Source organism: Microbispora sp. NPDC046973, from assembly GCF_040644495.1.
Taxonomy (GTDB): domain Bacteria; phylum Actinomycetota; class Actinomycetes; order Streptosporangiales; family Streptosporangiaceae; genus Microbispora.
This window is the reverse complement of record NZ_JBEYWQ010000029.1, coordinates 24,494-46,718: the sequence shown is the minus strand read 5'-3', so window position 1 is coordinate 46,718 and position 22,225 is coordinate 24,494. Positions and strand designations below refer to the sequence as shown.

Genomic DNA, 22,225 nt, shown 5'->3' with positions numbered 1-22,225 from the left:
CCCCCTCCTGGCGCTCACCTGAGCGCAGCGGCCTCACGAGCGTGTGTGAGCACGCGCCGGGCCTCGTCGGCGAACTCCGGGTCGACGAGGATGTCGTAGTGGTCGGCGACGACCGCAGGCATCGAGGCGAACGCCCGGTGCTGCACCACGTGACTGATCGCACCCCAGACGAGGCCGAAGATCAGCCCGAGCACGATCGAGGAGCCGATGGCCCATCCGGCCCCCGGGCTGAAGATCGCGAATATCAAGCCGATGAGAAGACCGATCCAGCCGCCGGTACCCGCGCCGGTGACGAGCGCCCTGCCGAGGCCCCATCGCCCGAGCACCTTCTCCTCCCACCGCAGATCGCAGCCCACGATGGTGACGTGTGCGATCGGGAAGTCGTGGCGGGCCAGGACGTCCACCGCGTGCTGGGCCGCGTCGTAGCTGCTGTAGGTGGCCAGCACCACCTTGTGGGGCCCTGCTGTTCTCGGGACGCTCACGGGACCGATCCCCCTCGCCTATTCCAGCTCGTGAAGACGACTCGCTCCGCCGCCGATGCGCATCGGCCGGAGCGGGAGAACCGGAATCCACGCCACCTTCGACGTTGGCGGTATCAGGGCTCTACCAGCGAGAACAATCCCTATGACGCGTGTCCCCCCGTCGGCTTGTGGAACACCCGACGGGATTTTCGTCTCCCATGCCAGGATCTCGCCTCCCGTTCCCTCGCACCACCCTCCCTGCCCCTCATCTGCCTCTCATGAGAAGTGGCAAGTCGCCCAATGGGAGCGCCAGATGAGAAGCATCTTTGTACCTACTCGGTCATGCATCGTGGCTCCCCGCAATTCACCCTTCCCGTCCAGTCGGACGGGGAGGCTGATGCATCCGCGAGGAGACCTGCTGGTACACGCGTTCGTAGGCCTCGATCATCACCGGGACGTCGAAGCGTTGCAGCGCGTAGGCCGACACGGCCGCCGGCTCCCGGCCTCCTCGATGGCGATCGGGAGCTGCCCGACCTCGTGACGGACACTGCCCGTCACCCCATCCAGGACGACCTCGGGGACCGCACTCCTGCTGAGTCCCACCACCGGTGTCCCGCAGGCCAGAGCCTCGATCATGACCATGCCGAAGGGCTCCTCCCACCGCACCGCGCTCAGCGGCCTCGGCGTCCAGGCCGGTCTGGCGGCTCACGATTTCGAGGAACTCTTCGTAGTCCACGTCCGCGCTCCTCGCTCGACACAGCATGCATAGGTTTCTCGTGGTCGGCTACCCGCCGCCCATGGGGAGGCTCATCCAGCTCAAAGCGGTGTTTCCTGATCCACCCCTCCTGCTCGAACGCCGCCCGCGACGCGGTCTGACGCTTGCTCGTGACGCGGTCTGACGCTTGCTCGTGACGCGGGCCCGGCAGGACGGGCCGCCGCGGATGGTGAGTGCGGTCGGCGTTGTCGTACCGGCGATGTGCGGCATCAGCGGCAGGATCTCCCGCGGCTACGTTGCCGGAGACCCGGACGACACCGACACCGAGGTGCTGACCGCCTTCATCGAGGCGGCCCAGGCACTGGATCTCTGGGCTAAAGCGCCTTTCCCGCTCGTCGCTTGACCCCCGCAGCTAGTCATATCCGTTGAGCACAAGGCTGTGACACCTGCTCCTGAGACAGCACTTTTATAGAGTTTTCCTTTACAGCGTAGATCATTAACTCAATCGCTGCGACCGGCCGATTTGACCATTTGGCGAGCTCATTGGTTTCAAGGCCTCGGAATGAGCGGCAGCCTGCGGCAAGGCTAAAAACAGTGTCGGGACGGCGGGATTTGAACCCACGACCCTTTGACCCCCAGGACGTTGAAGTAGACGTCTGCGCAGCTCATCGGGGTTTAGGTAGCTGTGAACAAACGTCTGGTGACGCGCCGGTTGTTCGGCTGCGAGCATGGCGTGTGGTCCCCGGATGGTCCCTACGTTGCCAGCCCTACTAGAACTCTTCGGTACGCGTGCCATCCGGGTTGATTCGGTAGTAGTAGAGACGGTGGTCCTTCGCGTACTTGGCCTGTTCCTCGCGGTAGGAGGCGGTCAGCCGGCGCCATGACGAGATCTCGCGTGCCGCGATGCCGCGCAACCAATCTGTGAAGCGCTCATGCGTGGCGGTGGGAACATTCTCTGGACTGCCACCCTCGCAATACGACCAAACTTCGGGATCGTCTTCCGAACCTCGCAGAAAATCGAACTGGTAGCCCTGGTGCATGGAGATCACCCGGTCAGTCTCCTGGAGGCGGAACGGTGAGGCATTCTCCTCCAGAAGCTCCTTCGCCGCGGACCACAGACCAAGGATGCGCGGATGGTAGACGTCAGTTCCCTGCATAAAGTGGCCTGCACCGCCACCGAGCAACAGAAGAAAGCACCGGTATGCTTCCGGCAACGGCGCCGGCTGGTCGCGTTCTACCTCGCGGATCTGCTCAGTTGTCAGCCCTAGAATCTGATCAGCTACAGCCGTGGTCCCGTCCGCAACGGCTGCGGCGACGGCACGCACTCGTTCCGCTGACGACAGCGACGACCAACTGTCGGGCCAACCGACCTGCCGGACTGACTGCCGCTCATCTCCCACAGTCCAAGGTCTCCTCTCGACACCCCGCCGCACCGTGTCAGGCGAAATCGGCCAGGCGGCAGTAGTGCGATCAAGCCAAGACTTGTGTCGACGACACGTGAAAACCGGCTCTGGCACTAATTCTGCGATCTTCCAGCGCTCGGCTGCCGGGTGTTGCTGATCATGCTGGGTGACGATCTCGGAGTTGCTCGCGGTTCTCTTCCCTCATCTGTCCGGCCCGCAGATTGACGGGGTGTGCCGGTCGGGCAGGTCGATCCGGATCCGGGCCAGGACTGGCTCCAGGCAGGCGGCGTGCTCGCGGTGTGGGACGGTCTCCCAGCGCGTGCACAGCAGCTATGAGCGGCGGGTGTGCGACAGCGCGGTCGGCGGCCAGGAGATGGTGCTTCACCTGCGGGTACGGCGGTTCCGGTGCGGCAACGACGACTACGCCGCGAAGACTTTCTGCGGCTCACCGGCGAGGGCCTGGAGCAGTGGATGAAGCGGGTTCAGGCCGATGACCTGCCGGAAATGCACTCCTTCGTCACGGGTCTACGCCGCGATTTCGACGCCGCCAAAGCCGGTTTGACCTTGCCCCACAGCTCGGGAAAGGTCGAAGGGCACGTCAACCGCGTCAAGATGCTCAAGCGGCAGATGTATGGCCGGGGCCAACCCCGACCTCCTGCGCAAACGCATCCTCCTCGCCAACTGAGGCGGATCAACGCACGAAATCAGTGCCAGAGCCACGATCGAGCCGGAATTGACAACTGAGCGCTTGAGAACATCACGCTCGTCTTCCAGCTCAGCGCGGTCCTTCTCCCACGCGGCCTTTGGCGTCTCATGAGTCGTGAAGGGTGCCGGTGTGTGTCACGCCGTGCGTCCCGGCGCCGGCGATGGAGTAATCGGTGGACCCTGGCCGTTGGGCCACGTGACGCGGCTTGTTTCAGGGTTGTTGCGTCTGTTGTATTTGTCCATCAGTCGCCTGAGCGGCGCAAATCCCGCTCTGGTCAGTTCGACCTGAGCTTGGCACTGAACCAACCCCATTCACGGACCCCGCCGCGCCACGTTGAGGCGTTCGTAACCGTGTTGCGCGTGAGCGCGCATTCACGGCGAGTTAACTTCGCCCGGCCGTGGCGTGAAACATCCGGCTGGCGTCATCGATCTCACCCCACTTCAGGAGGATTGCATGCATTCTCCCCCACGCGGCATTCTCGCCGCCCGACGCCGGGCCCATCGACGACGACTGGCTTGGCTGCTGACCCCGATCCTGGTTCTCGTAACAATTGGGGTCAATCCTTCCTCATCCCAGGCGCTTCCGATCGGTGTAGGAACGCCGGTGCAATTCACGCTCACCGACAACCAGGGTGCGTGGTTCGACACCGGTGCGACGCTGTTCGGCACGCGGTCGCTCGGCGTCGCCGTGACGCCGCGGACCAAGCTCGCGTCGCTGCCGCTGAGCACCGACACGCTGCTCAACGGCGACCTCGGCGGCGGCCTGCTCAACCTGCCGCTGCTCAACGGCAACGCACCGCTGGTCGGCCAGCTCGGTGTGAACGTCAACAGCCTGCTCAACCTCGACCAGCTCAACTCGGCGGTCGACGCGGCGGGCGGCGCGCTCGGATTCCTGAACCCAACGATCCAGCGTGCCAAGACGCAGATCAACCAGCTCAGCCAGCAGCTGTCGACGGTGCCGGACAGCAGCGCCGTCCCGCTCGGCAGCCTGCCCGTGGGGCTCGACCTGATGCGCACGCTCAACGAGGTCGCCGCGCTGGCGCCCTCGGACCTGAGCCTCGCGCCGAAGGCGAAGTTCGCGGTGGCGGCACCGGCGGCCGCCTCGGCCCACTCGGTGACCAGCCTGATCTGGCCGGTCGGCGCGCAGCCGATCGACCAGAACAGTGCGTTCATCGGCAACGTCGAGGCCAACCTGACCGAACCGGGCCTGTACGCGTGGGCCTGCAAGATCCACCCGTACATGCTCGGTGCTGTGGTCGTGGACGACCCGCTCACGCCCGGCCTGGACTTCGGCAAGAAGCTCAACGTCAACGTCAAGGGCGGCATCGTCGTGCCCAGCTCGGCCGACGTGGTGCAGGAGCTCGTGCAGAAGTTCTTCCGGATCACCACGCCCGACAACTGGCAGGTCTACAGCAACACGCAGACCAAGAACTGGAACCCCTACTACCCGCCCGCGCCGATCCTGGAGTACGACGCGAACGAGCAGCCGGTGATCATCCCGAGCCTCGACGCGTACTACAACAGCAAGTTCAACGAGGGCGTCACGCTGCCCGCGCTAACCCAGCGGCCGAGCGTGCCCGGCGTCGGTGAGCTCTGGGTCGACACCCAGATGGAGCAGTACGCCGGCAAGGTCAAGTCCGGCGCGGCGACCAAGGTCGACGTGCAGAACTGGACCGTAGACCGGAAGGTGGCGCTACCACAGATCAACCTCAACAACCCGCACAATATGTGGTCGGACCGCAACGGAAAGTACATCTATCAGACGGAATGGTTCTCCGACCGCCTGACCGTGTTCGACCGGACCACGGGCAAGCTCGTGCGAACTATCCAGGTCGGCCCGGACCCATCCCATGTGATGACCCGGACCGACACCGACCAGCTCCACGTCGCCATCAACGCCGGCAACGCGGTGGTCGAACTGAGTCCGGGTGCCACGCAGATCGACAGACGCATCCTGGTGCAGGGTCCCGGCCAGACACCGGCCCACCCGCACGCGCACTGGATGAGCGCCGACGGGCACACCATGGTCACGCCGAACGTCAACCACAACAACTCGACGATCGTCGACGTGCCGTCGGGCTCGATCCAGGAGGTGCAGACCGAGCAGCTGCCCATCGCGACCGGCATGATGCCGGACTCCTCGAAGTACTACGTGGCCAACTTCCTCGGCCAGAGCGTCTCCTGCATCTCGCTGGACGGGCCGGCGTGCCACTCCGACAGCGGCACGAACGTCGGCTACAAGGCCATCAACCTGTGGGCGAACTACGACATGGTGACCGGGGCGACGACCGGGGGCTTCGGCGGCCTGCCGATCCAGATCCCGGTCAGCCCTGACGGCAACGTGGCGTTCGTGGCGAACACGCTCACGAGCAACATCGCCGTCATCGACACCAAGACCGACAAGGTCATCAAGTACCTGCCGTGCGACTCCGGCTGTCACGGCATCAACTTCGGTGCCAAGCGCGGCGGCGGCTACTACGCCTACGTGTCGAGCAAGTTCGCCAACACCCTCGCCGTGATCGACCCTGACCCCAACGGCGACGGCAACCCCGCCGACTCCACAATCGTCGGCAAGATGGTTCTCGACTCGGCCGCGGGCACCGCCGTGGACGACGTCGTGACCGGCTACAACGGCATGGGCGGGCAGGGCGTCTTCCCCTACCCGATCGTCTACAACGGCTGGGTGCAGAACGCCACGCCGGAGATGGCGGACCAGCTCACGTGTGCCCAGCTCAACCCCATCAACCAGGGGGTCTGCGAGTAACTGCGGGCCCGCACTGCGGGGGAGGGACCGTAAAGCGGACGGTCCCTCCCCCTGACCAGGGCCCCCGATCGCGCACCACCCACGCCGGTCCATTCGGCCGCCGACACGTGGGCGCGTGCATTCCACAGTAGACGAGGAAGTACACCCATGTCTGATACGACCGCGCCGGAGCCCTTCGCGGCCCTCCGGCGTGCCCTCTCCGACGCCTCGCCACCGGTACGGCGGCTGATGCTGATCGGCGTGATCGCGCTCTCGATCCTGGTCCCCGGCGCGGCACTGTTCGCGCCGAAGGCCGCGGGCGCGACGAACCACACGATCGCGATCAAGAACTTCGCGTTCACGCCGGACGTGCTCACGCTGGCACCCGGCGACACGGTCACGTTCGTCAACCAGGAGACAGACGGTACCGTCCACGCCATCCGCGGCGACTTCACGTCCCCGGACCTGCCGCCCGGGGCGAGCTTCATGGTCACCGTCACCACCGCCGGCTCGTACAACTACTACTGCAGTTTCCACCCGTACATGACCGGCATCATCAACGCCGGAACGGCACCGCCGTCGCCGTCGCCGTCCCGATCGCCGAGCGCGAGCCCGTCGCCGACCCCGAGCCGTTCGCCCAGCGGCAGCCCGTCGCCGAGTGGCAGCCCGGGCACGAGCCCGAGCCCGAGCGTCACCCCGACGACGCCGCCGCCCGGTTCCGCGCCCTGCGACAAGCCGGTCCTCGGCGCCGACCAGGGCGATGGCACCCGGCTGGCCGCCTACGACCTTGTCGGCGGCGTCAAGGTGTTCAAGCTGTGCATGTCGCAGACCGACTGGGAGGTCTCGCCCGGGGTGGTGAAGCAGGCGTACACGTTCAACGGCATAGTGCCCGGCCCCACCATCAAGGTCAACGAGGGTGACCAGGTGCGGGTCATCGTGCAGAACGACCTGCCGGAGCACACGGCGGTGCACTGGCACGGCATGCAACTGCCGAACGCGCAGGACGGCGTGCCGGATATCACCCAGCCGCACATCATGCCCGGCCAGACCTACACGTACGAGTGGACCGCCAAGTCGACCGGCACGCACTGGTACCACTCGCACATGGGTGGCGGCCAGGTCGGCCGGGGCCTCTACGGCGCGCTCCTGGTGACCCCGACGCTGGGCGACATCGCCGCCGACAAGCACTACACCATCGAGATCGGCGACGGTTCCAACGGGTTCACCTTCAACGGCAAGTCGTACCCGGCGACCGTGCCGCTGACGGCGGCGGTCAACCAGAAGGTCCACGTCCGGCTGATCGGCACGGGCCCCGAGATGATCCACCCGATGCACCTGCACGGCACGCCGTTCCAGGTCGTGGCCCAAGACGGCAACAAGCTCGCCTCACCGTACACCGTGGACACGCTCAACGTCGGCGTCGGACAGACGTACGACATCGTGTTCCAGCCCAAAGAGCCCGGGAAGTGGTTGCTGCACTGCCACATCTTCTCCCACTCCGAGGGACCCAACGGCATGATCGGCCTCGTGACGATCGTCAATGTGACGCCGTAATCGCCGGCTGAACCTGCCTCCGAACCCGTGCCGGTCAGCCGTGAGCGCACCTGGCCGGCACGGGCTCCACATACCGATACGCGCAAGGAGTCCGCGCATGAAGCCCATCCGTGCCGTCGCCGCGACGCTCGTCGCCGGCGTCGCCGTCCTGCTCGCCCCCACCTTGCCGGCGTGGGCCCACGTCACCGTTTCCCCCTCGGTCGCCACCACCGGCGGCTACGGCACGTTCGCGTTCAAGGTGCCCGACGAGCGCGCGGACGCGAAAACGACCCGCGTCGAGGTCGTCTTCCCGGAGAACGCCCAGCTCACCAGCGTCTCCCTGCGCCCCGTCCCGGGCTGGACGGCCACTGTCGCCACCCGGCAACTGCCGAACGCCGCGTCCGCCGGACACGACGACGAGGCCTCCAACAAGGCCGTCACGGGCATCGTGTGGGAAGGCGGCGCCATCAAGCCCGGCGAGTTCCAGGTCTTCGAGGTGTCCCTCGGTCCGCTGCCCACCACGCCCGGCCAGCTCGTGTTCAAGGCGCTGCAGACGTACAGCAATGGTGAGGTCGTCCGCTGGATCGACATCCCGGAGGCCGGCGCGCCACGGCCCGAACACCCGGCGCCGGTGATCGACGTCAAGCCGGCGGAAGCGCAGGCCAACGCGCCCGCCGCGCCCGCCGCGGCCACCCCCACCCCCACCCCCACCGGCGACGGCGTCGCTCGCCTGCTCGGCTGGGCCGGCCTCGCGCTCGGCGCCCTCGCGCTGCTGACGGCGGCCGCGACCGGGCTGCGCCGGCGCATCCCGGTGCCGGCCTCCGCGCCGCTCGCGGAGGCGGACACCGCCGCGCGGCTCTCGCCGTGACCCGCACCAGGACGCGCGGCGCGGGGCTCGCCGTCCTCCTCGCAGGGTTCGCCACCGCCGTGTCCCTCGTGGTGGCGAGCCCTGCCTGGGCGCACGCGGAACTGGTCGACGCCGCGCCGGCCAACGGCCAGATCTACCAGGACTCCCCTCGGACGCTGCTGCTGCAGTTCACCGACCCGGTGACCGTGCCGCCGGACGGCCTGCGGCTGTTCGGCCCAGACGGCGCCCGCATCGACATCGGCGCACCGGTCCACCGCGTGGGCGACGACACGTCGGTGGAGGCCCCGCTGAACGGGAAACTCGCCGACGGCGTCTACACCGTCTCGTGGCGGGTGGTGTCCTCCGACAGCCACCCGGTGCAGGGCGCCTACACGTTCACCGTCGGTACGCCGGGCAGCCGCCCGGCCGCCGTCACGCCCCCGGGCGATCGTTCCGGCGATGCCGCGACGGCGTACGGCGTCGCCCGGTGGGCCGCGTTCGCAGGGTTCGCCGTGCTGCTCGGCACCGCGTTCTACCTGGCGTGGTGCTGGCCGGCCGGTGCGCGGCGACGGTCGGCCCGGCGGGCGTTGTGGGCCGGCTGGGGCGCCAGCCTCGCCGCCGCGATCGCCTCCGGCCTGTTGTACGGGCCGTACGTGACAGACGGCGATGTGGTGGGCGCCTTCGACCCGCGGCTGCTGTCCACGACGTGGGCCACCGGCCTGGGCCGTGCCCTCGGGATTCGCGTCGCTCTGCTGCTCGCCGCGGCGCCCGCGCTCGTCTGGCTGCTGAACCGCTACCCGGACGCGCCGGACCGCCGCACGCGGTGGACGGCCGCGGCGGCGGTGCTCGCGGCCGCCGCGGCGCTCGCCGTGACCTGGAGCATCGCGAACCACAGCGTGACGGGCGAGGCCGGCGGGTTCGCCGTGCCGGTCGACGTCGTGCACTTCGTCGCCTGCTCGGTCTGGCTCGGGGGTCTCGTCGCGCTCGCCATGACGCACGTGCCGGCCCGCGACGCCGTGACCCTGCGCGTGGCGGTGCCCCGGTTCTCGCACACGGCGCTGGTGTGCGTGGCGCTCATCGTCGCCACCGGCCTGTTCCAGGCATGGCGGCAGGTCGGGTCGCCGCCGACGCTGTTCGCCACGGCGTACGGCCGGGTTCTGCTGGCGAAGGTCGCCCTCGTGGTCGTGCTGGTCGCGTTCGGCGCCGCCGCCCGCGGATGGGTCGCCCGCCACTACGGCGCGGGCGGCAACCGGCGCCGCGGCGGCCCTGACCCGTACCAGCTCTACGCGTTCTACCGGCGGCTGCTGGCCGAGATGGCGGTGGGCGCCGTCGTGCTCGGCCTGTCCGCCGCGTTGGTCGCCATCGAGCCGGCCCGCTCGGCGTACGCCGAGCGCCGCTCGACGGCGGCGCCCGCGAATCGAGCGGCGCCGGTGCCGGCCGTGCCCACATCCGTGCCGTTCTCGGCCGGCTCCGGCCCCGCCGCGCGCGGTGCGGTGCTGCTCGCGGTATTTCCGCCCAAGGTGGGGCCGGCGCAGCTGCACCTGTCGGTGCTCGACCCGAACGGCGCGCCGCTCAACGTGCCGGAGGTGCACGCCGCCATGACCCTCACAGACCGGGACCTCGGGCCGATCCCGGTGGAGCTTCAGGGCGCCGGCGGGCACTACATCGGCCAGCTGAACCTGCCGTTCCCGGGTCGCTGGCAGGCCGTTCTCACGGTCCGCACCACGGAGACGGACCAGGCCACGGTTCGCGTCGTGGTCGACGTGAGCGCCTGAAGGGCGGATTCGGACAAGCCACGCGGCACGCGGGCCGAGATCGACACGGCGGTCGCGGACGCGCAGTGCCGGGCCGAGACCGGCTACTCCGACGTCCGCCGCACGGTCTACACCGAGGCCCAGCAGCGGGTCATCGACCGCGAGCCACAATCCCCGATCTTGGGAACTGTGGCTCTGACCTGCTACAACAGTGTCGGGACGGCGGGATTTGAACCCACGACCCCTTGACCCCCAGGACGTTGGAGTAGGCGTTTTCGCAGCCCAACGGCGTTCAGGTAACTCCGGACGGCGTCTAGTGACGTGCGGATTGTTCGACTGCGCGCAAGACGTGTGGTCCCCACCTGGTCCCCGGGCGGGACTGTCCCGCCAGCAGTCTGCTTGACGTACGAACGAAACGACCCTCGTCTCGGGCCGAGGTCAGCGCAGGGATGCGAAGAACGCGCGGATATCGTCGGCCACGAGGTCGGGGCGTTCCAGCGAGGCGAAGTGGCCGCCCTCGTCTGGTACGGCTCGAACCTGTGGACGCGATCCTCCACGCCGACCACCCGCTGGCGGACGCCCCCGCGATCCGTCCGGCACAGTTGCGCGACGGCGTGCTGTGGACCCCCGGCCCGCTCCACCGGCTGGACTTCCTGCACCGCTTCGCCACGGCCTTCGGCATCCACCAGCACGCCGAAGGCACGAATCTCGGACTGGACCACTTCCTGGCAGACCTGGCAGCCGACACGCAGCACTTCAGCCTGCTGCCCGCGGACATACCCCTCCCGCCGCACCCGACGATCCGCTCGGTCCCGCTGGTCCACCCCACACCGCTGTACGCCTGGTCACATTGCGCTGGTAGGCGAGTGGGGAACGACCGTGGGCAGCGCAGTCGAGGCTGGACTGCTTGGCGGGAGCGCCGAGCTGCCGGGGTACGGGATCAGGCCTTCTGGCGCTCGCCGCACGAGGTGCGGGCGACCAACGTAGGCGCGAAGACCAACTCGACCGGCCCGCTGGGGCGGTCGACGACGAGTTCGCCCGCCTTCAGGCCCATCTGGTAGGAGGGCTGGGCGATCACGGTGATCCCGAGCGCGGTGGCCCACGGAAAATCGTCCATCGTCACGAACGCGATGTCGCCGGGGATGGCGATGCCGCGAGCGGTGAGGGCCGCGTGGACCGCGACGGTGAGTCGGCCGGTGGTGCAGACGATCGCGTCCAATGGCTCGCCGCGATCACGGCCACGGACGAGCAGCGTGTCGACGGCACCGCTCACCTCGTCTTCGGTTTCCGCGACCATCACCGCGTCCTCGGGCAAGGGCAGCCCCAGGTCCGCGAGGGCCCGCCTCAGCCCCGCCGTGCGCTCGATCTGAGACGTGCGGCGTCCCGAGGACACGACGCCTATGGACGACCGCCCGCACCCGGCCAGATGGACGGCCATCAGCTGCCCGGCCTCGACGTTGTCCAAGCTGATCGAGTGCATGCCGGGCGGCGCGTCCAGCACGGAGCGCGCGATGATCACGCAGGGGGTGCCGTTCTCGGCCATCCGGCGTGTCCGGCCATCGGTCGCTTCGCCGGTCGTCACGATCAGGCCACGCACCCTCTGTTCGTCCATGGTCCGTACCTGGGCGACCTCGCGGTCGACGCGACGGAAGGTGTTGGCGAGCATGACGAGGCTGTCGTTTGCGGCCGCCACCTCGTCGATGCCGCGGATCAGGTCCAGGTAGAACGGGCTGCTCAGGTCGCGGATGACGACTCCGATCGTGCTGGAGCGTCCGGCGAAGACGCCCCTGGTGAGCGCGTTGGGGGTGTACTCGAGACGAGCGACCGCTTCCCACACCCGGGTGGCGGTCGCCTCGGTGACGGCGCCGCCGTTGAGGACGCGGGAGACCGTGGCCGTGGACACGCCGGCGTCCGCGGCGACGTCGCCGATGGTCGCTCGTTTCACCATGATTCTCCCGGTCCCCCCCAGCAGTTCCGGCGCCGGTCAGGCGGCGACGCGCCGACCGGCTCTCGCGACGATCTCGCCACCGACCATGACGATCCCCACGTGGTGGAGCTCCGCAGGGTCCGTCAGCACGAGGTCGGCGATCGTTCCCGGCAGGATACGGCCACGCCGCGGCGCCACGCCGGGGATGGCGTCCGCGACGTTGGCGGTCGCCATCGCGACCGCCGCCGGCAGACTCACCACACCCGCCTTGATGGATCGGTCGATCGCCAGCAGGATCGGGTCGTGGTGGCCGCCCGCGTAGTCGGTCGAGATCGTGTCGACCACCCCCGCGGAAAACATCGCATAAAGCAATTCCGGCCCCGTTGTGAGCCGCTGTGCCCCGAAGGTGTCCAGGGTGGAGACATCCACGATCGCACCCATCTCCTTGAGCCGTCCGGCGTGCTCGACCGCCTCGCGGAGCTCGAAGCTCGAGTGGTTGGAGTGCCCGGCGATCAGCGTCACGTCCGTCTCCGCGATGGAGGCGACCTGGGTCATCGATGCCGCCGCGTTGTGCACCAGCACCGGGACGCCCGCCTCGCGAGCTTGCCCGGCCGCCTCGGCGAGCCCGTGCAAGGCGATGTCGAAGGCCGGCAGCACGATGCCGGAGACGATCTCACGGGTGTCCTCGACCGAGAGCGTGCCAGTCAGGCCCGCGCTCGCCAGGGCCTCCTCGACACGGTCCCGATCGAACGCCTTCTCCGAGATGTGCCGGCCCAGCACCGCGGTCTTCAGCCCGTTCGCCTGCCGGGGTGTGATCTTCACGCCGGTACGTCTCTCGATCTCGGCCGGGATGTACATGTAACTCGCCCCGCCCCCACCGAGGGTGTGTCCCGCCCCGATCTCGCCGAGCGCGACCGCGCCGGCGCGTACCGCGTGCCGCGCGGTGAACATGCGGTTCGCCTCGGTGAGGCCGCCGCCGTCGGCGATGGTCGCCGCCGCCAGGCACGCCGGGGTGTTGCACGAGGCGAGTTTGACGTTGATCGGATGCACTTCACCGGTGCGCGCGAGCGCCTCGGCGGTGACGAACCCGTCCACGCAGAGCACCGTGGTCGTCCCTTCCAGCAGGTGCCGGTCGAGGTTGGCGAGGACCTGCTCGTGTGGCAGGCCCACGTGTCCGCTGGGAAACAGCGGTCCGTACGCGGTGCCATGTGTGTGGTTGTTGATCAGTCCGGGGATCATCAGCATTCCGGCCGCGTCAACGATCTCGTCCACCGTGCCGTAGGCGTCAGCCGGTCGCGCGGGAACGATCTCGCGAATGGTGCCCCCCGCGACGACGATGTCCACCCCGTGCCGTGGATCCGTGCCCGTGCCGTCGACCAGGTCGCAGCCATGCAGGACGATCGTGCGCATGATCCCTCCGTTACCGGGCCGCCAGTGCCGGCCGCTCGAACCGGAACGCGGCCAGCGCGTCGTCGTGGTCCTCACCGAGCACCTCGCCGGCGACCAGGTCGCCGGCGTGCACGCTGAGCGTCGCGCCGCTGTGCGAGACCGCGAAGTGGAAGTTGGGCAGCGCGACGACCCGGCCGAGTACCGGCAGGCCGTCGCCGGGGATGGGCCGTTGACCGACCCGGACGGCTTCCACGGTCGAGGCTCGCATTCCCGGGTACAGCGCACGACCGGCCTCGACCACCTTGTCGATGGCCGACGGGTCGACGCTGATCTCCCCGGTGCCGGACACGTGTGCCGTGCCGTCGATCTCATGGGTGTGCAGCAGCAGCCGCCCGCCGCCATCCGGGCGTAGGTGGACGTGCGGGGCATGGATGACGCGCGAGACCGATACCGCGACCGGTGAGGAGCAGACGAGCACACCGCGGGTGTTGCGCATGGGCAGAACCAGTCCGGCCAGCGCGGCGATCCCGGCGGCCTGGGGTCCTGCACAGTTCACGACCGCATCCGCGAGGAGCCGCCGGCCGGAGGCGAGCCGCACGGCGCGCACCGTGCCCGCAGTCACCTCCAGTGCGGTGACGGCGTCGTTCGCCGCCAGTTCGGAACCGCCGGCCACCGCCCTCGACAGCAGGTGGGCGATCAGGCGCACCGGCTCGATCCAGCCTTCGCGCGGGAAGTAGGCGATCTCGCCTGCCGGCAACTCGCCGGGGTCCATGTCCGGTTCCAGGCCCAGCGCCTCCGCTCGGCTGAGCCACCGTGCCTCGTATCCGTAGTCGAGGACGCCCGCAACCTTCTTGCGCAGTGCCTCGCGCCCGGCGTCGTCGGCGGCCCATTCGAGGTTGCCGCCCTCGTGGTACCAGTCGCCATGAGGCACGTCGGTGGCCAGCTTGCGATGGGCCGCCATACTCGCGACGCTGAAATCGTGGTACGACCGCGGCTGCTTGCCGCAGGAGTTGGTCCACGAGAACGTCGCACCAGAGCTGCCAGCCGCCGGTGCACCGGCGTCAACGACCGTGACACGAGCGCCCCGCCGCGTCAGCGCGGCGGTCACCGCCGCACCGTAGACGCCGGCACCGATGACGACCACATGCTCGACCATGCTGATCCGGTCTCCCTCGTCTTTCGTGGGGCTTGTCGGGTCGTTTCGGGTGTCGCCGGTCTCGGCGCTCATCGTCTAAGCCGGGGGCGAATGAAAGGGAACTGATGACCTCGGCTCGACGGCTTACGCCCTCTCGAAAGTAACTAGTTGCTGTAACTAGTTACAAACAAAGCATGCGCCGTTCCGCGTGTCAATCGAATCTGGGCCCCTGGTGATGTCCCGCCGAGTGGTGTAACTCGCTGCTGATCATGTGGGGTCGGCGAGTTGTGGGTTTGTGTGACTATGACGCGGCGAGGGCGGTGTGCTCCAGGGGTTCGGCCAGATCGTCTGCGGGTGGGGCGGCGAGTTGGGCCATGGAGCCCTCCGACAGGTAGCGGCGGTCGCTGACCTGCCATTCGTCGTGGTGTTCGGCCAGCACGGCTCCGGCCAGGCGGCCCAGGGCGGTGGGGTTGGGGAAGACGCCCACGACGTCGGAGCGGCGTTTGGTCTCCCGGTTCAGCCGTTCCAGTGGGTTGGTCGACCAGATCTTCTTCCAATGCTGGACGGGGAAGGCGGCGAACGCGGTGATGTCGTCGGCTGCCTCGAGGAGCATCTGTTCCACGACCGGGAATTGACGGCCGAGCATGGTGGCGATGGTGGTCAGCTGGGCGCGGACGGTTTGCGCGGTGGGCTGGGCGAAGATGGTGCGAATCGCTGCGGCGACCATTTCCGCTGAGCCCTTGGGGACGCGGGACAAGACGTTGCGCATGAACTGAAGCCGTCAAGAAATAAGCCGTTGCTTTCTGATCTTGGGCTCGTTGGTGTGGTATGGCCATCTCCACCGAGGTCCGCGAGCAACTCGAGCTGAGATTCATGGTGTTGCTGCCGCATCTGAACGAGCGTCAACAGCGGCTGATGTTGGCGGCCGAGGCACGGCTGCTCGGACACGGAGGTGTGCGGGCGGTCGCCCGGGCGGCGGGAGTCAGCGAGACGACGGTCCGGTCAGGCATTTGCGAACTGGAGGAAGGCCACGACCCCCTGGCCTTTAGACCGCGTCCGACGGCCAGGCGGAGGCCGCAAGCCGGTGACCGAACACAGTCCGGGACTGTTACCAGCACTGCTGGCATTGGTCGAGCCGGATGAGCGAGGCGATCCGCATCACCGCTCCGCTGGACCACCAAGTCACTGCGGAAGTTGGCCGAGGAACTGAGCCGGCAAGGACACCGGGTCTCCGCCCCGACGGTAGGCAGGCTGCTGAAGGAGCAGGGCTTCAGCCTGCAGGCCAACGTCAAGACGCTGGAGGGCGCGCAGCATCCCGACCGGGACGTGCAGTTTCGCTATATCAACGACCGAGTCAAGGACCATCAGAGCGCCGGGCAGCCTGTGATCAGCGTCGACACCAAGAAGAAGGAGCAGCTCGGGCAGCTGCCCAACCCCGGGCGGCAGTGGCGCCCGAAGGGCGACCCGGTCCAGGTCGAGGACCACAGCTTCTTCTTCACCGGCCCGGATGTCCCGCATGCCATCCCTTACGGCATCTACGACCTGGCCACCGACCGGGGCTGGGTCAACGTCGGAGTCGACCACGACACCTCGGCGTTCGCGGTGGCCTCGATCCGCCGCTGGTGGCGCGCCCGCGGCCGGGCCGACTACCCGGACGCCTCCCAGCTGATGATCACTGCAGACTGCGGCGGCTCCAACAGCTATCGCTACCGGGCTTGGAAGGCCGAACTGGCCGATTTCGCCGCCGAGACCGGGCTGACCATCACGGTCTGCCACTTCCCGCCGGGCACCTCAAAGTGGAACAAGGTCGAGCATCGGTTGTTCTCCCACATCACGATGAACTGGCGGGGCAGACCCCTGACCAGCCACGAGGTCGTTGTCAACAGCATCGCCGCCACCCGCACCCGGGCCGGGCTACGCGTCCAAGCCGAACTGGACACCGGGGACTACCCGATCGGGGTCTCGGTCAGCACCGAGCGCATGGACGCGCTGCCCATCACGCCGCACGCTCAGCGCGGATCGTGGAACTACACCATCGCCCCGGCAACAGACCAACAAGCAACTGCCGTCCAGGCCGGTGACCGCAACCAGATCCGGGCCCGTGCCCTCCACACTCTGGGCGACCCGCGCCTGACCGGCATGAACCGCCAAGCCCTTGCTGCGTTGACCACCGCGCTGGCTCCCACTCAGGCCGCGCGTGCTGAACAGCGCTACTTCGAGCAGCGCGGTGGTCCACGCCGCCAGGCCAAGGGCAATCACGGCCGTCCCCTGCTCAGCGACGCCGACAAGGTCGTGCTCACCGTCGTTTGCCTACGGCAGGTCTGTTCTCAGCGGGTCTTGTCCGAGATGGTCGAAGTCAACCCTGCCTCCATCGGCAAGGCGGTCTCCGAGACCAGTCACCTGCTGGCCGCGCATAAGCACCGGATCGAGCCCACGCTTCTGCGCTTCACGAGCGTGGCCGCCTTGCGCGAGTTCCTGGACGGTGACACGGTTCCGGAGCGGCCGAGCCGGCTTGTGACTTTCGGCGATCCCGCACTGACCGGGATGAGCCGATCGGAGCTGAATCAGCTGATCAAGCGATTGTCGCGCCGTCAAGCTGCCCAGGCCGAGCGGCGCAAGCACCGTCAGCGTGGTGGAGACCGACAGGCAACGGCCCGCGGCGGCATCTTCTACGAGAAGATCACCGATGCTGAACGCGTCCTCGCGGTCATCCTCGGCCTGCGCAAAGCCTGCAGCTGGGACGTGGTGGCCGAACTGTTTGAGGTGAGCCGACGCACCATCGGCAACGCCAGGACATGGGTCCGTCCACTGCTGGAAGAGGACGGCTATGTCGTGACCCACTCCACGGCCCGCTACTCCAGTGCGGCCGAACTCCTCAACAGCCTGACATCAACGACGTCTCAGGACACACCGACAATTTGATTCTTGACGGCTTCAGTGGACGCGACACCTCTGCCAGGATGCGCCGAGGAAGACCGCCCGCAGCGCGCCGACCAGGCCGGCGTGGGCGTCGGAGATGGCCAGTTGCACCCCGGTCAGTCCGCGGGCCTTCAGCGAGCGCAGGAACGCCGTCCAGAACGCACCGTCTTCGCTGTCGCCGACGGCGAAGCCGAGGATCTCACGCCGGCCGTCGATGCTGACGCCGGTGGCGATGACGACAGCTTGGGAGACGACCCGGTGGTTCACGCGGGCCTTGCAGTAGGTGGCGTCGAGGAACACGTAGGGGAAGGTGGTGTGGGACAGCGGCCGGTCGCGGAAGGCGGCCACCTCGCTGTCCAGGTCCGCGCAGATGCGCGAGACCTCGCTTTTGGAGATCCCGGTCTCGGCGCCGAGTGCTTTGACCAGATCATCGACGCTGCGGGTGGACACTCCGTGCAGGTAGGCCTCCATGACCACGGCGAACAGCGCCTGGTCGATGCGGCGGCGTTCCAGCAGCGAGGGGAAGAACGACCCCGATCGCAGCTTGGGAATCTTCAGTTCCAGGTCACCGGCGGTGATCAGCAGCCGGTCGCGGTAGCCGTTGCGCTGAGCGGTCCGGGTCTCGGTGCGCTGGTGCGGGGCGGCGCCGATGACCGCGGTCGCCTCCGCCTCGATGAGCGCTTGCAGGACGGCTTGCAGCGCTTGGCGGATGACGTCGTCGGCGTCGGCGGCTTTCAAAGACTCCAGCAGGTTGAGCAGGGCAGACTGGTCCAGAGCCATCGTGTGGTGTCCTCCGCGAGAACCTTTGGTCGGGAACTCGCTGACCGTCACACGATGGCTCGCCCCATGTCCGGGGCTTGCATCAACAGCTTGGAGTTGATCGTCAGTATCGCCAGGGCGAGGCCGGTCAACTTCCTTGCCATCGGTCTGGTCGGGTCTGGATGATCCTCTCCGTTCTGAGGTCTCATGCAGTTGGACCCGGTCTGGCCCCGCCCGGTTGGCCACATTGCCATATCAGGCCCGTGAACCGCTGCGTCCCCGATCGCCCATCGCGACGCTCCGCGCCGCCGGCGAAAACGGGCAACCCTGGCGGCCGGGTGGGGCGGTTCATTTGAACACACCGGGCTGGAGCAGTCTCGTTGACCGTGGATCCCCTGGTCAGCTCCGGTATTGAGGGGTATCGGTCGGGAGCGGTCGGCACGTTCAGCTTCACGGTCAAACGACGGTCAGACATCAAAAAAGCCTGATCACTTGGAGAGTGATCAGGCCTCTGACCTGCTACAACAGTGTCGGGACGGCGGGATTTGAACCCACGACCCCTTGACCCCCAGTCAAGTGCGCTGCCAAACTGCGCTACGTCCCGTTGCCCTGGTCTCCCCGGGCACACCCAAACCTTAGCGCAGTTTCCGCCCTCGTGCGTACACGAACCGCGCCAGTGGGCCTAGGCTGGCGATCATGGGGAGGAAGGCGCGCATCGACCAGGAGGAACTCGTCCGGCTGGCCGCCGAAGGGTGGACCAACTCCCGTCTCGCCGAGCACTTCGGCGTCACGGAGTCGGGCATCCTGCAGGCGAAGCGGGCCGCCGGCGTGTCCAAGCCGATGACGGACCACAGCCGTGCCCTGCCGTGGAAGCTCCGGCGCGAGCACAGCCAGAGCGGCCCCGCCACCAACCTCCGGAACCTCTCCGCCGCGGCCCAGGGCCGCCCGATCCCCAAGGACAGGCTCAACACCGCGCTCCGCTGGGCGAACCGGCTGGTCGACAACGGTCTCGACATCGCCTACGACCCCGAGCTGGGCTTCCACGAGGTGCCCGCCGGCGACGACTCACACGTCGCCCGTGTCCTCGCCGAGGCCCGCGAAGCCACGGACGCGGCGGGCACCACTCCCTGACCGTACGGCTCACACGCCGTCGCGCGGCAGGGGCGTGGTCTCCTCCCGTACATGCACGTGACGCTCGCCCGGGTGGACGGCGGTGTGCGACTCGGTCTCGTGGACGTGGACATGCGGCTCGGCCGCCGGGTCCACGGTGTACATCGTGTCCGGCTCGATGGTCTCCACCGTCTCCTCCGTCCGCGGACGGCGGGTGTAGCGACCGGTGAGCACCATGCCGACGATCCCCACGGCCATGAGAATCCAACCGATCATTTGAAGGTCGATTCCAGGAACGTCCCATTTGACGGCGAACGCGAGAACCGCGCCGACCGCGATGAAGGCGAGACTGGCCCCGAAGCCCATGGCTACCTCCTCTGCTGGTCAACGGCCCTTTACCCGCAGAATCCGCGATTACGCAAGGCGTGAAGGCCGCATTCCCGGGCAGTGCGGATGAACAACGCACTCACCCCTGGAGGCAGATATGACCGCCGTAGCATGGGTGGCCGTCGTGATCGTCGCCGTGCTGGTGATCCTGGCAGTCGGCTACCTTGTGTCGGCGCGCAACCGCCGGCGCCACCTGCAGGACCGTTTCGGGCCCGAGTACGAACGGGCGGTGCGGGAGAGCGACAGCCGTAAAGAGGCCGAGCAGGAACTGCTCGCCCGCGAGGAGCGCCACGCCAAGCTGGACATCCGCCCGCTCGACCCGCAGACCCGGGAACGGTACGCGAGGAAGTGGACCGAGGTGCAGGAGCGGTTCGTGGACGCTCCCGGCTTCGCCGTGACCGAGGCGGACGCGCTGGTCACCGCGGTGATGGCCGAGCGCGGCTATCCCACCGACGAGTTCGAGCAGCGTCTGAGCGACCTGTCCGTGGCTCACGCCGCCACGCTCGACCACTACCGCAAGGCCCACGACATCAGCAGCCGCGCCGCCCGGCAGGACGCCACCACCGAAGAGCTCCGGCAGGCGATGGTCCACTACCGCGCGCTGTTCCAGGAGCTTCTCGGCGAGGGCGCCGATGTTCCTCTGAACGACCACGTCAACGGTGCCGCGTACACCACCGACGGCTACGACGGCGCCTCGATGAACGGCCACCACGCGGACGTACGGAAGGCGGGGCGATGACCATGCGGACGAACAGGTATGACGAGCGCGACGACGTCGCCGAGCAGCCGACTCCCGAGACCCCCGAGCCCCTCGAGGAGGAGGCTCGCAGGGAGAGGGCTCTCGCGGACGCCGGGCGGGACGAGCACGAGGGCCCCGGCCCGGTCTACTCCCCCAGCGACGCGTACACCGCCGGCTACGCGGACGGCACGGCAGGCGACACCGGCGACCGCGCGCACCCGCGGGACACGACGCAGGAAACCGGCGATGACGCGCGGACGGACGGCGCGGACGACGACGGCTCCCGCTTCCGCCAGCCGTACGGCCAGGCGGGCGACGACGTCCTCACGTCGCCCCGGACCGGCGGCAGGCACACGGCCGAGGGCGACCGCCTCGTCGCGGGCGGCCGCACCGGCGACTCCACCGAGTCCGGCGACGCCGCCACGGGCGCGTACGGCACCCATGGCGACGACGCGGACCGCGACGTGGAGACGGACGGCACCGGCTACGCCCGGGACGAGATGACCTCCGGCGACGCCACTGCCGGCGCCACTGCCGGCGCCACCGTCGACGGGCCGGTGGCCTACCCCGTCACCGCCACCACCGCCGCCTCCGGCGCGGCGTCCGTCCTGGACGAGGCGCTGGAAAGCCGGTGGCGCGAGATCAAGACGGGCTTCGTCGACGATCCGCGCCGATCGGTCGAGCAGGCGGACGCGCTGGTGGAGGAGGCCCTGTCGGCCCTCACCAGCCGCCGGCAGGCGCTGCTCGACCAGTGGAAGGACAACGAGCGGGGCGACACCGAGGCGCTGCGCCTGGCCCTGCACGAGTATCACGCGTTACTTGCCCACCTGAACCGGAAGTGAGGTAACAATGCTCGCCATCGCCGCGGCGGTCGTCTTCGGGATCGCCTTCCTCCTCGATCTCCTCAACGCGAGCATCGGCATCGGCCTGACCGCGCTGCTCGCCCTCGGCCTGTGCCTGCTGTCCCTGCACCAGGCCGGTGTCGGCACCGCCGGTGTGAACTCCTGGCGCGGCGGCTGGCGCGGCGGACGCGTCCGTCGCTGAGCCGCGCGAACCGAACGTCCCCGGAAAACACACCTCTGAAAACGCGAAGCGGTCTCGCGGGAGAACTCCTTCCGCGAGACCGCAGAACCGTGTCACCGCAAGAAATGCGTATAACTAAAAGAAATACCCCCACCGGCCCCCAGGAGACCGAGATGCCCCACACGGTGGAAGAGGTCATGACGCGCGATCCGGTCACGCTGCCGGAGGAGGCTCCGGTGGTCAAGGCCGCCAAGCTGATGCGCGACCGCGGGATCGGCGACGTGCTGGTGGTCGGGGACGGCCGGCTGCGCGGGCTGGTGACCGACCGGGACATCGTCGTACGCGCGGTCGCGGAGGGCAGGGACCTCGCCACCACCCCGCTGGCGGTGCTGTGCACCTGCGACGTGGTCACCGTCGGCCCCGACCAGGACGTGGCCGAGGCGGCGCGGCTGATGCGCGAGAAGGACGTGCACCAGCTCCCTGTCGTCGTGGACGGCCGCCCGGTCGGCGTCGTCGCCCTGGCCGACCTCACTTCGAGCCACGCCCCCGGCCTCACTCCCGGCTTCACCTCGAGCCCCACCCCCGGCGGCCTCGGTCTCGAGCAGGTCCCCGGCCGTGCTCCCGCCCCCGCCTGACGGCCCCGTACGGCCCTGTCACCCGCGCGGGAGGGCCGACG

General features: G+C 68.5%; 18 protein-coding genes, 1 tRNA gene and 4 pseudogenes. 13 read left to right on the top strand and 10 right to left on the bottom strand.

The window, feature by feature from the left end; genetic code table 11:
• Positions 1-14 precede the first annotated feature (14 nt).
• Both ABZ860_RS34950 and ABZ860_RS34945 read right to left on the bottom strand, forming a co-directional pair.
• Positions 15-482, bottom strand: a complete 468-nt coding sequence (locus tag ABZ860_RS34950) for a general stress protein (RefSeq protein ID WP_357228711.1) — start codon at positions 480-482, stop codon at positions 15-17.
• Between the two features lie 426 nt (positions 483-908).
• Positions 909-1,127, bottom strand: coding sequence for a glycosyltransferase (locus tag ABZ860_RS34945; RefSeq protein ID WP_357228709.1), 219 nt, complete (start codon positions 1,125-1,127; stop codon positions 909-911).
• Between the two features lie 236 nt (positions 1,128-1,363).
• Between ABZ860_RS34945 and ABZ860_RS34940 the strand changes: the two genes are divergently transcribed.
• Positions 1,364-1,579, top strand: a complete 216-nt coding sequence (locus ABZ860_RS34940; RefSeq protein ID WP_357228706.1) for a hypothetical protein — start codon at positions 1,364-1,366, stop codon at positions 1,577-1,579.
• A gap of 367 nt (positions 1,580-1,946) precedes the next feature.
• Here ABZ860_RS34940 and ABZ860_RS34935 read toward each other — a convergent pair whose 3' ends face one another.
• Entirely contained in the window at positions 1,947-2,576 is a 630-nt protein-coding gene (locus tag ABZ860_RS34935) for an SMI1/KNR4 family protein (protein ID WP_357228703.1), read from the bottom strand.
• Positions 2,577-2,745: 169 nt separating this feature from the next.
• Between ABZ860_RS34935 and ABZ860_RS34930 the strand changes: the two genes are divergently transcribed.
• From ABZ860_RS34930 to ABZ860_RS34905, 6 genes and pseudogenes are all read left to right on the top strand, one after another.
• The gene (locus tag ABZ860_RS34930) at positions 2,746-3,054 is read left to right on the top strand and encodes a transposase family protein (protein WP_357228700.1); all 309 of its coding nucleotides are present in this window, start codon (positions 2,746-2,748) and stop codon (positions 3,052-3,054) included.
• A pseudogene (locus ABZ860_RS34925) lies at positions 3,030-3,264 on the top strand (transposase); the annotation flags it as partial. The gene ABZ860_RS34930 and the pseudogene ABZ860_RS34925, both read left to right, overlap by 25 nt.
• A gap of 624 nt (positions 3,265-3,888) precedes the next feature.
• On the top strand, positions 3,889-6,048 hold the full coding sequence (locus tag ABZ860_RS34920) for a hypothetical protein (RefSeq protein WP_357228697.1): 2,160 nt from the start codon (positions 3,889-3,891) through the stop codon (positions 6,046-6,048).
• A gap of 147 nt (positions 6,049-6,195) precedes the next feature.
• Complete coding sequence (locus ABZ860_RS34915; protein WP_357228695.1) at positions 6,196-7,581, top strand: multicopper oxidase domain-containing protein; 1,386 nt, start codon at positions 6,196-6,198, stop codon at positions 7,579-7,581.
• A 97-nt stretch (positions 7,582-7,678) separates the two neighbouring features.
• Positions 7,679-8,428, top strand: coding sequence for a YcnI family protein (locus ABZ860_RS34910; RefSeq protein ID WP_357228692.1), 750 nt, complete (start codon positions 7,679-7,681; stop codon positions 8,426-8,428).
• Positions 8,425-10,182 carry a copper resistance protein CopC gene (locus ABZ860_RS34905; protein ID WP_357228689.1) on the top strand — a complete coding sequence of 586 codons (1,758 nt, stop codon included), beginning with the start codon at positions 8,425-8,427 and terminating at the stop codon, positions 10,180-10,182. Before ABZ860_RS34910 ends, ABZ860_RS34905 begins: the two co-directional genes overlap by 4 nt.
• A 919-nt stretch (positions 10,183-11,101) precedes the next feature.
• Here the strand turns inward: ABZ860_RS34905 and ABZ860_RS34900 are convergent.
• The 4 genes and pseudogenes from ABZ860_RS34900 to ABZ860_RS34885 all read right to left on the bottom strand — a co-directional run.
• Positions 11,102-12,109 (bottom strand): LacI family DNA-binding transcriptional regulator, encoded by a 1,008-nt coding sequence (locus ABZ860_RS34900; protein WP_357228686.1) that lies wholly within the window; start codon positions 12,107-12,109, stop codon positions 11,102-11,104.
• A 36-nt stretch (positions 12,110-12,145) separates the two neighbouring features.
• A complete protein-coding gene (locus ABZ860_RS34895) occupies positions 12,146-13,498 on the bottom strand; it encodes an amidohydrolase family protein (RefSeq protein WP_169988444.1) in 1,353 nt (450 codons plus the stop codon).
• A 10-nt stretch (positions 13,499-13,508) separates the two neighbouring features.
• Positions 13,509-14,633: an FAD-dependent oxidoreductase gene (locus ABZ860_RS34890; protein WP_357228683.1), complete on the bottom strand. Its 1,125-nt coding sequence runs from the start codon at positions 14,631-14,633 to the stop codon at positions 13,509-13,511.
• 280 nt (positions 14,634-14,913) lie between these two features.
• A pseudogene (locus ABZ860_RS34885) lies at positions 14,914-15,393 on the bottom strand (transposase); the annotation flags it as partial.
• Between the two features lie 47 nt (positions 15,394-15,440).
• On the opposite strand from ABZ860_RS34885, the pseudogene ABZ860_RS34880 reads away from it, so the two are divergent.
• Positions 15,441-17,534 (top strand): annotated as a pseudogene (locus ABZ860_RS34880) (ISAzo13 family transposase).
• 15 nt (positions 17,535-17,549) lie between these two features.
• On the opposite strand, the pseudogene ABZ860_RS34875 reads toward ABZ860_RS34880, so the two are convergent.
• Together ABZ860_RS34875 and ABZ860_RS34870 are read right to left on the bottom strand one after the other, a co-directional pair.
• Positions 17,550-18,311 (bottom strand): annotated as a pseudogene (locus tag ABZ860_RS34875) (IS256 family transposase); the annotation flags it as partial.
• Between the two features lie 509 nt (positions 18,312-18,820).
• Positions 18,821-18,894: transfer RNA gene (locus ABZ860_RS34870), tRNA-Pro, on the bottom strand.
• Positions 18,895-18,986: 92 nt separating this feature from the next.
• On the opposite strand from ABZ860_RS34870, the gene ABZ860_RS34865 reads away from it, so the two are divergent.
• Complete coding sequence (locus tag ABZ860_RS34865) at positions 18,987-19,421, top strand: hypothetical protein (RefSeq protein WP_357228681.1); 435 nt, start codon at positions 18,987-18,989, stop codon at positions 19,419-19,421.
• Positions 19,422-19,430: 9 nt separating this feature from the next.
• On the opposite strand, the gene ABZ860_RS34860 is transcribed toward ABZ860_RS34865, so the two are convergent.
• Positions 19,431-19,766 (bottom strand): DUF6458 family protein, encoded by a 336-nt coding sequence (locus ABZ860_RS34860; protein ID WP_357228678.1) that lies wholly within the window; start codon positions 19,764-19,766, stop codon positions 19,431-19,433.
• A gap of 118 nt (positions 19,767-19,884) precedes the next feature.
• Here ABZ860_RS34860 and ABZ860_RS34855 point away from each other — a divergent pair, with 118 nt between their 5' ends.
• The 4 genes from ABZ860_RS34855 to ABZ860_RS34840 all read left to right on the top strand — a co-directional run bounded on the left by ABZ860_RS34855 (position 19,885) and on the right by ABZ860_RS34840 (position 22,184).
• Complete coding sequence (locus ABZ860_RS34855) at positions 19,885-20,526, top strand: hypothetical protein (protein ID WP_357228676.1); 642 nt, start codon at positions 19,885-19,887, stop codon at positions 20,524-20,526.
• Positions 20,523-21,368 (top strand): hypothetical protein, encoded by an 846-nt coding sequence (locus ABZ860_RS34850; protein ID WP_357228673.1) that lies wholly within the window; start codon positions 20,523-20,525, stop codon positions 21,366-21,368. Before ABZ860_RS34855 ends, ABZ860_RS34850 begins: the two co-directional genes overlap by 4 nt.
• Positions 21,369-21,375: 7 nt before the next feature.
• Positions 21,376-21,570 (top strand): hypothetical protein, encoded by a 195-nt coding sequence (locus ABZ860_RS34845; RefSeq protein ID WP_030509495.1) that lies wholly within the window; start codon positions 21,376-21,378, stop codon positions 21,568-21,570.
• Positions 21,571-21,722: 152 nt separating this feature from the next.
• Complete coding sequence (locus ABZ860_RS34840; protein ID WP_357228671.1) at positions 21,723-22,184, top strand: CBS domain-containing protein; 462 nt, start codon at positions 21,723-21,725, stop codon at positions 22,182-22,184.
• Positions 22,185-22,225: the final 41 nt, after the last annotated feature.